This is a genomic window from Fibrobacter succinogenes, assembly GCF_902779965.1.
GTDB lineage: Bacteria > Fibrobacterota > Fibrobacteria > Fibrobacterales > Fibrobacteraceae > Fibrobacter > Fibrobacter succinogenes_F.
In genome coordinates, this window is record NZ_CACZDK010000054.1 from 1 (window position 1) to 11,238 (window position 11,238).

Annotated in this window: 8 protein-coding genes; 5 read left to right on the forward strand and 3 right to left on the reverse strand. The window is 46.6% G+C overall.

Annotated features, from left to right (window positions below; genetic code table 11):
* The 3 genes from HUF13_RS16490 to HUF13_RS16500 form a co-directional block, all read left to right on the forward strand.
* On the forward strand, window positions 1-457 hold a 457-nt coding region (locus tag HUF13_RS16490; RefSeq protein ID WP_173476126.1), incomplete at its 5' end, for a class II fructose-bisphosphate aldolase.
* Between the two features lie 121 nt (window positions 458-578).
* Complete coding sequence (locus HUF13_RS16495) at window positions 579-1,352, forward strand: hypothetical protein (protein WP_173476127.1); 774 nt, start codon at window positions 579-581, stop codon at window positions 1,350-1,352.
* Window positions 1,353-1,468: 116 nt separating this feature from the next.
* Complete coding sequence (locus HUF13_RS16500) at window positions 1,469-1,726, forward strand: zinc ribbon domain-containing protein (RefSeq protein ID WP_173476128.1); 258 nt, start codon at window positions 1,469-1,471, stop codon at window positions 1,724-1,726.
* A gap of 51 nt (window positions 1,727-1,777) precedes the next feature.
* Here the strand turns inward: HUF13_RS16500 and HUF13_RS16505 are convergent, their stop codons facing one another.
* Both HUF13_RS16505 and HUF13_RS16510 read right to left on the reverse strand, forming a co-directional pair.
* Window positions 1,778-5,665, reverse strand: coding sequence for a response regulator (locus HUF13_RS16505; RefSeq protein WP_304039333.1), 3,888 nt, complete (start codon window positions 5,663-5,665; stop codon window positions 1,778-1,780).
* A 70-nt stretch (window positions 5,666-5,735) separates the two neighbouring features.
* Window positions 5,736-6,836, reverse strand: a complete 1,101-nt coding sequence (locus HUF13_RS16510; protein ID WP_173476130.1) for an HD domain-containing phosphohydrolase — start codon at window positions 6,834-6,836, stop codon at window positions 5,736-5,738.
* 172 nt (window positions 6,837-7,008) lie between these two features.
* Between HUF13_RS16510 and HUF13_RS16515 the strand changes: the two genes are divergently transcribed.
* Window positions 7,009-8,820 (forward strand): glycoside hydrolase family 43 protein, encoded by a 1,812-nt coding sequence (locus HUF13_RS16515; protein WP_173476131.1) that lies wholly within the window; start codon window positions 7,009-7,011, stop codon window positions 8,818-8,820.
* 119 nt (window positions 8,821-8,939) lie between these two features.
* Here the strand turns inward: HUF13_RS16515 and HUF13_RS16520 are convergent, their stop codons facing one another.
* Window positions 8,940-9,530: a hypothetical protein gene (locus HUF13_RS16520; RefSeq protein ID WP_173476132.1), complete on the reverse strand. Its 591-nt coding sequence runs from the start codon at window positions 9,528-9,530 to the stop codon at window positions 8,940-8,942.
* A gap of 154 nt (window positions 9,531-9,684) precedes the next feature.
* Between HUF13_RS16520 and HUF13_RS16525 the strand changes: the two genes are divergently transcribed.
* On the forward strand, window positions 9,685-11,067 hold the full coding sequence (locus tag HUF13_RS16525) for a TrpB-like pyridoxal phosphate-dependent enzyme (RefSeq protein ID WP_173476133.1): 1,383 nt from the start codon (window positions 9,685-9,687) through the stop codon (window positions 11,065-11,067).
* Window positions 11,068-11,238: the final 171 nt, after the last annotated feature.

Consider the following 11,238-nt stretch of genomic DNA (forward strand, 5'->3'; position numbering starts at 1 on the left):
CCTCGCTATCTCCATCGGTACCAGCCACGGTGCTTACAAGTTCAAGCCGGAACAGTGCACTCGCGACCCGAAGACTGGCAAGCTCGTTCCGCCTCCTCTAGCATTCGATGTGCTCCACGCCATCGAACAGAAACTCCCGGGCTTCCCGATCGTGCTCCACGGTTCTTCTTCTGTCCCGCAGGACGAAGTTGATACGATCAACGCTCACGGCGGTAAGCTCCCGGATGCAGTTGGTATTCCGGAAGAACAGCTCCGCGAAGCTTCTCGCTCTGCTGTCTGCAAGATCAACATCGACTCTGACAGCCGTCTCGCTATGACTGCCGCTATCCGTAAGTATTTCGACGAACATCCGGAACACTTCGACCCGCGCCAGTACCTCAAGCCGGCTCGTGAAAACATGAAGAAGATGTACATGCACAAGATCGTGGATGTGCTCGGCTCCAACGACAAGCTGTAATGTTTGATTTGTCATCCTGGAGGTCGCGCAGCGACCGATAGGATCCAAGCCAAAAGCTTTAATACCGCTAGGCAATCGCCTGGCGGTTTTTTATATTTAAAGCAAATTAAGGAGAATATTTATGATTCGCAAATCTTTTTTTCTTGTTTCTATTGCCGTTTTCGCCTTGAATGAAGCAGCTTCGGCAAATACATGTACTGATATAACGTTTACGGCAGGCAACGCATTCCGTCAAGATTCCTCATATTTCAAAGAATACGAAAATACAGAACATGAAAACGAATGGAGCCATAAATACATTTATAAAAATGATAAGTTGAATCAAATGATTGTCCACTTTAAAGATGGAACCGACACAATTTTCTTCTATCAAGACACGAATGAAACCGTCTTAAAAAATAAAAGTACCGAGTATATCGAATCAAATTGCAGCACCAATGATACTATTTGCAGCCAATTAAAATTTTATCAGGATGGACAGTATAAAGGCGTTCAAATCACAAAAAAAAGCACAACATACGCAAACAGTGAGACCATAGAGGGGAATATTCATAGGTTTAGCGAGATATTCTTTAAACATGATACAGTATTGACAATTGAATACTTTGATTATGGCACAGACTCAGTAAGAACAAATCAAGAATTTCTTGTAGCGGACCCAGACGATGATTCCAAATGTTATGAATACGAAAACGATAAGGTCACATACACCCACTATTACATACCAAATGATAAAGGTTTTTCAATAAAAATTAAAAGTGATAACTATTTCAGAGAATTTTTCTATACGAAGCCAGAAAAGAGCACTTCCCTCCGCAAGACACGCAAGCCCATAAAGTTCTCCCCCAGGGCCCGCTACTTCGACCTTCTGGGACGATTCAAGTTCACGAAATAAATGGTGATTCCCGGTCGGAGCCGGGAATGACAAGCAAAAGAAACAATCGAACCACCCGCAACAAACCGTCAACAACCTACTTCCAACTTCCTACCGTCTACTTCCTACTGTCTACTATGCACTGTCCTCACTGCCACTCCGAATTAAAAGATAACGCCACCTTCTGCCCCCACTGCGGGAGCGACAAGAACACCGGCTGGAAAGAAGGCGCGCAATACAGTGACCTCGAAACGCCCGACTACGATGAAATCCTCGAGAATGAATTCGGAGACGACCCGAACAGCCCCTACGCAAAAAAGAAAACGGCAAATCCGTTCGGCATTATCGTTGTGACCATTGTCGTGATTGCATTTGTCGCAGCAATGATTTTATAACCCTATCGGTCGTTACACTCCCTCCAGAATGCCCCATCTAAGTTCTGCCGACTATTTGAGCGTTTCTTCGAGGTGGCGGATTGTTTCTTCAGCAGCAGTAAAATCGTAATCGTCAATTTGATTATGCAATTTCTGCAACAAAGCATCTTGCTCTGGCGAAAAAATAATCTTTTCGAGCGTTTCGAAAATGCGTTTGCACTTCGTCAGCGAGCAAGATTCTACCGCGGGTTTGAGGTCCCAAATCGCTTGCGTCAACTTTTTTGAGGCTTCCGGATCAACATGCTTGACAACCGCCGTGGTCGAATTCGACTGTTCCGAAAGAATATTCTTCATGACGATTTTAAGGTCACCAAAAAGTTCTTCCAAAGCTTTTACAAACGCATGGAACTCACTGTAATTCTGCTCTTTTTTGAGCAATGAATTTTCGAGCATCACCCCAAGCGTTTGCGCATGATACGCTCCTATCGTGCCGCAAAGTCCCTTAATCGTGTGCACAATGCGAGCAGCCTCGTCATGGTCAACAGATTCAAAAGCCTTTTTAAGTTTCTGGACATCTGCACTGTAATCGCGGACAAAGCCCTGAATAATCTTGAAGAACAAATTCTTGTTGTCGTTGGCATGGTAAAGCCCAGCCGCCGCATCGAAATTGCGGACATTCTGGAACATAGCCACAACACTATCGTCAGCATCAGAAGGTGTTGCCTCCGGTTCACCCGCATTTGCCGCTATCGGCATCTTATCGGCAACAGGCAAATACTTTGCGAGCTCAGAATAGAGCAACTTCGGATCAATGGGCTTTGCAATATAAGAGTTCATGCCAGCGCTGATACAATCGTCCCTGTCTTTTTGGAACGCTTTTGCACTCATAGCGATAATCGGCACCGTCTTGAAATACTCATCGGAACGGTTACGGATCGCCTTCGTCGCTTCGAGACCATTCATCACCGGCATCAAAATATCCATCAACACCAAGTCAAAAGCATCCTTCTTGAGCAAATCCAGCGCAATTTTACCGTTTGCAGCCACCATCGTAGTAAGCCCAACACTGTTCAAGAGTGACACCGCCAATTCCTGATTCATCAGATTATCTTCGACCAAGAGAATCTTTGCTTCCTTGAAGAAAATCTTCTTTTTCTCGGTCTTAACGGACTTTTGATACGTCAGTTTTTGCTCGAAAGCCTCCTGCATGGCGCTAAGCAAGGAACTAATCTGCAACGGTTTTGCCACGAAGCTGTTATAACCGATTTCTTCTGCAAGGTGGTAATTTTTCTCTTCAAAATGAATCGGATGCATGAGAATTTTTGGAATTCTCCTCATCTTAATCGGAAGGCCCTGTACAAAATCAATGCCGTTCACAATAGGCATCTGGTAATCGACAATAAAGAGGTCATACGGGCTCTCACCCGCTTCTTCGTGCGCCTGAATCAAATCAAAAGCTTCATCGACAGAGGCGGCTTCTTCAACAACGCACTGCAACTTGGTAAGGTAATGTCTCAACACTTCACGGAGATTGTTGCAATCGTCAATCAGCAAGACATTCTTATTCTTAAACGTCGTAACAGATTTCCATTTGGGCACGGAAGTCTGTGGCGCAATGGCAAGCGTTATCGTAAAGAAGAATCTAGAGCCCTTTCCATATTCGCTTTCAACCTTAAGCACGCCGCCCATGAGTTCCACAAGCGATTTTGAAATGACAAGGCCAAGCCCAGTTCCGCCATATTTACGCGTAATAGAGCCGTCTGCCTGCGTAAACGCGTTGAAGAGATGGCCTAACTGCTCGCTCGTCATGCCGATACCCGTATCGCTGACACTGAACGAAAGTTTTACATTATTTCCAATAACTTGTTCTTGCTTAATTTTCAGCGTTATGCTTCCGCTTTCAGTAAACTTCGTCGCATTGTTAATCAAGTTCGTGAAAATCTGAGAAAGGCGCAAAGGGTCGCCCATCAAAATTTCAGGGATTTCAGGATCCGCGTCAACAATCAATTCAATGGGACGGCCTGCAATACGCACTTCGGCAAGAGCAGCCACTTCGCTAATAATATCCCGCAAAACAAGCTGCGTAATTTCAAGATCTTGCTTATTCGCTTCAATCTTCGAGAAGTCCAAAATATTATTTATAATTCCAAGAAGCGATGTTGCCGCATGGCTAATGCGTTCAACAAAACCTTGCTGGCGTTCGTCAAGTTGCGTTTCCTGAATCAAATGTGCCATACCGATAATGGCATTCATGGGCGTGCGGATTTCATGACTCATGTTCGCGAGGAACTCGCTCTTGGCTTGCGTTGCTCGTTCCGCGATTTCTCTAGCCTCAACGACTTCCGAAATATCAACCATCGAAAGCATGTAACCCACAACCGAGTCATGAACTTTAAGCGTACAGGCTTCGCCACGGAACCACGTATCTGTATGCGTATTGAGCGTCTGGAGCACAAAGGTACCCTTCCAGGAACTCCGTTCATCAAACGCCTTTTTCAAAGCATCCACAACATTCTCGGGCATTCCACACTTAGGCAAGTCGGCAAGCGGCAAGCCATTCACATCTTTCCAATCCATGATGAGATAGTCCGCAAGTTGCTTAGACATGTACTTGATTCGTTGATTTTTGTCAAGAATCACAAGAAACGAGACACCCACCGATAGCATAATCGTGTAAAGAATCGTGTCTTTCTGAATACCGCTTGTTTCATCAGAAATGAGGAACAAATAGCGAATCGAGCCATTGTCTTCAACAAGGAACTGGAAAATCACTTTCCACCAAGCATCTTCGCCCATGCAACTTCGAACAGGAATAATGATTTGCCGTTCGCTAGCATGCATTTTGCCGCCCTTCGAAACTTTATAGACAAATTTTTTAAACGAGTCGGAGCGGAAAAAAGTCCACAGAATTTCTCCACGAATATCATTGCCATGATTGAAAAAATCAGAAAAATAGGCGCTTGCATGGAGAATATCAAACGTATCGTTTGTAAGAATTATCCTAAAGTTATCGCTATTTAAAAGCGTTTCGAACATGGTACTCGAACTAACGCTATCATTCAAATCCTTCTGGATAAACAGTTTAAAAAGGAACCGTACAATTAGCCATGTTAAAAACACCAAAGCCAACACGACAAGAGCCACGACAAAAATAATGGCGTTTAGATTTTCTTGAACCTTTGCGACAACTTTATTTTTTTGGACAACATGCACTACATAAAAAGGCGCTTTCTTTAGCGGCATGACCATAAAACTCAATTTACGGTTTTCAACATCCATCTTTTCAAACCGCATCACATTTTCATGCGATAAGCGTTCGAATCGAATATCTTCTTGTACAAGGTGCAAAAGGGCAGTAACGGAATCGACAACAATTTTATGAAGGCTCGTTTCGTATGGGAAATATGTAAACAAGCTATCATTTTCAGCCCCAACGAGCATCGTAATGCCGCCTTCGATCTTTGCAAAATCGCCCATCAACAAACGAACTTTTTGCAAATCAACGTCTTCGGCCACAGTCCCCATAAAATTTCGGTTTTTATCCCATAGCGGATAAGAATAAGTAAGCACGCGCTTTTTAGCATGCTCATTTATTTCTGGGCCAGTAATGGCAAGCCCCTTGCGCCTAGAAGCCTCCAAATACCAAGTCTTTATGCGAAATTCCTTTTTGCCTTCATCCAGCGTAAAATCTCTAGCCGAGATAAACTTGCCTTTTTGGTTGCCATAATAAGTATCAACAATGTAAGGAGACGATGCGCTGTGCTTTTTTAAAGCCTTCTTGATATCGGCTTCTTTTGTTGTATGCTGTAAAATTTGCGGCAAAGGCTTGAACAGTTTTTCAAATTGGCTGAAAAACAATTCAAGATCTTGTACCGTTTTGTCCTGAAATTTGGATTCAGACGAACTATACGAAGATGAAATTAGAGTCGATTTTAAGTAATTCGAAAAAACAAACACCATAACGATGGTACAAACAAGCATCGGTATGGTGTATACAAGCGAAATACGCCAATGGAGATGGCGTTTTTTCTCATTTATCGGGCTCGACGTCACACCTTATAACCCTCGAAGAAGTATCTTTAAACTCTTCGTATATTTCAGGCAATTGGTTTGCAATCGATAAGAAGGCATCGACAACATCCGGGTCGAACTGGGTCCCGCGGCTCTTGACGATTTCTTGTACAGCAACGTCATGCGGATAAGGTTCCTTATACGGGCGCTTCGATACAAGAGCATCATAAACGTCAGCGACAGCCATGATTCTAGCGCCGATAGGAATGTCGTCGGCCTTCTTGTGGTTCGGGTAGCCCTGACCATTCCAGTGTTCGTGATGGCCTAATGCCATTTCGGCAGCCATTCGCACCATCGGATTATCATGCAATTCCTTAGTCACTTCACGCAAGACATCATAACCCATTAGCGTATGCTTCATCATGACCTTGCGTTCTTCCTGCGTCAGAAGTCCCGGCTTACGCAAAATGCCATCGTGAATACCGACCTTACCTATATCGTGGAGCGGTGCCGCCGTGGCTAGATTTTCAACATACTCCGATGTAATCGTTTTCGCAAACTTCGGATTCTTGCAGAGTTCTTCGGCAATGCGCTGCACAATAATTTGTGTACGCTTAATGTGTTCCCCGGTCTCCGGGTCACGGTATTCGGCCAAAGAACCAAGACTCGTAAGCATGACCTTGAGCGTCCTGCGCAAGTCGGCGGTCTTCTCATCCACAAGTTCATGCAGATGATCTCGTTGTTGCTTGAGCTGGAGCTGGTTCTTGATACGGAGCGTCACAAGTGCAGGATTGAACGGCTTGGTGATGTAGTCAACCGCACCAAGATTCAGTCCCAACTGTTCACTCTTGCTATCGGCCTTTGCCGTCAAGAATATAACCGGAATACCTTGCAAGATATTCTTCTCGCGCATAATCCTCAAGGTCTCGTAGCCATCCATGTCCGGCAACATCACGTCAAGCAGAATCAAATCTGGTCTGATCCGCTCCGTGAGTTCTACGGCCTTGTTTCCTGTAAGTGCAACACAGACGTCATAATCATTAGACAGGATCCCCTCTAACACATCAATGTTCGTCTTAGTGTCATCAACGACTAAAATTTTCAAACGTTCACGTTCCATATACAATAATATACGTTTAAAAAACCAAATATTACAACCATTTTTATCACACCATGGTGGTAAAAATATCCAATTTTCCCCCATGGATAATTTTTCAAAATATTAAATATTCATTTCTGTGACTTTTATCACGAGCAAAAGTATATTTAATTCCATAAAAGTGGAGTCTTTCATGAAAAAATACATGGGTTGGAACACAAATATACTTATTGCAAGCGCACTTTTGGTTTGCACAACACAAGCTCAGGATATTGTAGACATAAATCCGTTCTGGGCGGCTTATGACAGTATCCACCCAAAGGGCACGATAAACGACCTTTACGAGGATTTAGTCCTCCCCTCTTCGGTCACGACAGACCGCAAGTACCCGGTCACTTGGAAAAGCGGCGACACGCTATTCTTGGGGCACGACGGCCATATTAACGGTCGCTTCGTAGGCGAAAACAAGGTCGTGGAACTTACCGCTACAATCACAGATTCCTTGAAAAATCAAACGAAAGAAAAGCTATTCAAGGTTTCTATCCACGGTTTCGAGCCTTATTCCAACTACCTCTTTGCGTATTTCCCGGCGAATAATGACGAGAACATCTATTACGCTTTAAGCAATGACGGTTACAATTTCACGGCAATGAACAACGGCAAACGCGTGGTTGCCGCCGATACCGTGAGCCTCAAGAAAGGACTCCGCGACCCGCATGTTCTACGCGCTCCAGACGGCTGGTTCTACATGGTCAATACCGACATGAAGAGCGCCGAAGGCTGGGCGAGCAACCGCGGCATGGTGCTCATGAAATCGCGCGACCTCATCCACTGGAAACACGCCACCGTGCATTTCCCGGAAAAGTACAAGGGCAAAAACTTCGCAAACGTGACTCGCGTGTGGGCCCCCGAAACCATCTGGGATGAAAATTACGTGAACAAGGACGGAAGCAAGGGACGCCCGCTTGTGTACTATTCACTGTTGACAAACGACGGGACCATCCCTTACGACCAAGTGTTTTTCAATTATGCAAACGAAGACTTCACCGACCTCGAAGGCGACCCGATTCATTTCTTTGATCGTGGCAAATCGACCATCGATATGGACATCGTCTATAATCCGATCGACAAACTTTACCACGGTTTTTACAAGAACGAAGGCGATGGCGGCATCTGCAAGGTGGTGTCCAATGACCTCACGGCGGAAAACGGCTCCAAGGCTCCGAAATGGAGAAACCCGAGCAAGCCGCTCCAGCAGACGAATGAGGCTGTCGAAGGTGCCGGCGTGTTCAAGCTCATCAACCAGAATTCCTGGGTGCTCATGTACGACTGCTATGTAAACGGGCATTACCAGTTCACCAGCAGCAACGATCTCGAGAACTTCAAGTTTGTGCAAAATACGAAAACGAGCGGCGCATTTACGCCCCGTCACGGTACAATCCTCCCGTTAACCGCAGCAGAGACCGCAGCACTCATGAAGGCTTTCCCCACGCCGAATTTCGAGGCTAAAGTGATTGACCTCCCCGATTCCATCGGCGTCTGCGACGGAAAGAAAGTTGTGGGGCCGTGCAGCGCTACGAAGATTATTCCTTATGTGAAAGTTGACGATGCTAATTGGAGCGAAACGACAGACTTGAAAGTCGCCAAAGGCGCTAGTGTGACATTCGGCCCGCACCCGTGGGACGGCAAAATTTGGAGCTGGGAAGGCCCGGACGGCTTCAAGTCCACAACGCGCGAAAATACGCTCAAGAATTTAGACGGAACCAAGAGTGGTTACTACACAGTAACCTATACAAACGAAACAGGCTGCAAGAGCACCGTTAAAATCAAGATTGTCGTCGATGATCCCGACCATCCGTACGTAGAGCCACCTCCAGTAAGCATAGACCGCGGGGTGCGCGAAAGCCGCAAGGACCAGCGTTTAAAGCGCAATCCGGTCTATTTCGATTTGCTCGGCAACAGACTTAAAGGCAAACCGCGCAACGGAATGTTTGTAGAAAGATAGAAGTGGTTAGAGATTAGAGGCTAGGAATCGTCATTATCCGAAGGATAGTCCATACAGTAATCGGGAGATGTATGGATCCTCCCTAAGGGAGGATGACAATATCCCTGTTTACTAACCACTTAAATAACAACTCTATTCAGTTTTATAAACGCATTGACAGGGTCAGCGTAGTTCCAGATGCCACCGAGAGTCGCAACTCCTGCAGGCGACATTTTCTTGAATTCCTCAATCGTATCCGTATCAACACCACCCCATAAAATCACGGACGTCTTTGCATTTATATTCAAAGGCGTTCCAAGCGTTTCGACAATTTCCAACGCCGATTGCGGCTGCATAATCGGCCCCAAAAGCGCACCCGCCACCCAATCCGGGAGCAATTCCGCTTCTTCAACGTTTTTGCAATACGCCACGCAGTTCACGCGCTTCCAGCTTTCGGGAACATCCCCCATAAAACTTTGAGCTTCACATACACAGCCGCGAACATCCAATTGCTCGGCAACATCGGGCGTTCCACGCACCCAAATCCGGTCGCGCAAATCCATGGGCAGGCTCAGCAGCCAACGTTCGTAATCTTCTGGAGTCGCATGAGAATTCCCGCCACGTCCTCGTTTATCAAGAATCAAACGGGTCAATCCACGACGGAACATTTCTTCGATATCGTCGTATTCTGCAGCAAAATTATCAGGACAAGTGATAAGCCAAAGTCGCATAAATGTTGGGGTTTAAAAGTTTCAAGCTAAAGTTACTCAAAATCAGAAAGTTTTGCAATAAACACGTTTTATGTTTCGATTAATTTCAGAAGGTTCTGTTGTCATCGCTATTGGGTTTTAATATATTTTGGCCACAAAACAAAAAGGATTAACGATGAGAAATTCGCTTAAACTCGACGGTCAAGTCAAGACTTATCTCCACGAAGATGAACTCCCGAAAGCATGGTACAATGTCCGTGCCGACATGAAGAAGAAGCCCGCTCCGCTTCTGAACCCGGGCACCGGCAAGCCGGTCACATTCGAAGACCTTCAGCCGGTATTCTGCGATGAACTCATCAAGCAGGAACTTGATAACGATACTGCATACATTCCTATTCCTGAAGACATCCTTACCTTCTACAAGATGTACCGCCCATCTCCGCTCGTTCGCGCCTACTTCCTCGAACAGGCTCTCGGCACTCCGGCACACATTTATTACAAGTTTGAAGGCAACAACACTTCGGGTTCTCACAAGCTGAACTCTGCAATCGCTCAGGCCTACTATGCCAAGAAACAGGGCCTCAAGGGCGTGACGACCGAAACGGGTGCAGGCCAGTGGGGCACCGCTCTTTCCATGGCATCCGCATTCTTCGGCATCGATTGCCAGGTCTATATGGTGAAGGTTTCTTACGAACAGAAGCCGTTCCGCCGCGAAGTCATGCGCACCTACGGTGCCAAAGTGACTCCGTCCCCGTCCATGACGACCGACATCGGTAAGAAGATCAATGAAGAATTCCCGGGCACAACGGGAAGCCTTGGCTGCGCTATTTCCGAAGCTGTGGAAGCAGCCGTGAAGCAGCCGGGTTACCGCTACGTTCTCGGTTCCGTGCTGAACCAGGTGCTCCTCCACCAGTCCGTCATCGGTCTCGAAACGAAGGCCGCACTCGACAAGCTCGGCGTGAAGGCCGACCTCATCATCGGTTGCGCTGGCGGTGGTTCTAACCTCGGTGGCCTTATCAGCCCGTTCGTCGGCGAAAAGCTCCGTGGCGAAGCCGACTACGACATTCTCGCTGTGGAACCGGCCAGCTGCCCGAGCTTCACTCGTGGTAAGTACGCCTATGACTTCTGCGATACCGGTAAGGTTTGCCCGCTCGCCAAGATGTACACGCTGGGCTCTAGCTTCATCCCGTCTGCAAACCACGCTGGAGGACTGCGCTACCATGGCATGAGCAGCATTCTCTCTGAACTTTACGATCAGGGCCTCATGCGTGCAACGTCTGTGGAACAGACCAAGGTGTTCGAAGCAGCAAAGCTCTTCGCCCAGACCGAAGGTATCCTCCCGGCTCCGGAATCCAGCCACGCTATCCGCGCCACAATCGACGAAGCCCTCAAGTGCAAGGAATCCGGAGAAGCAAAGAACATCGTGTTTGGCCTCACCGGCACGGGTTACTTCGACATGGTCGCCTACCAGAAGTTCAACGACGGCGAAATGAACGACTACATCCCGACGGATGAAGACATCGCGAAGAGCCTCGCAAAGCTTCCAAAAATAGACTAAAGAACGCCACTACGTGGCTACAGACGAAAGACGAAAGAATATTTCGTAGAAACGTCCAGCATTCGCTGGGCGTTTTTCTGTTAAGTCCTTTAGGTAAGAAGCCGATGCGTAGCATCGGCTTTAACAACCACCCGCTATGCGGGTGAGATTAGAGCTTAAGCCATTACGAAT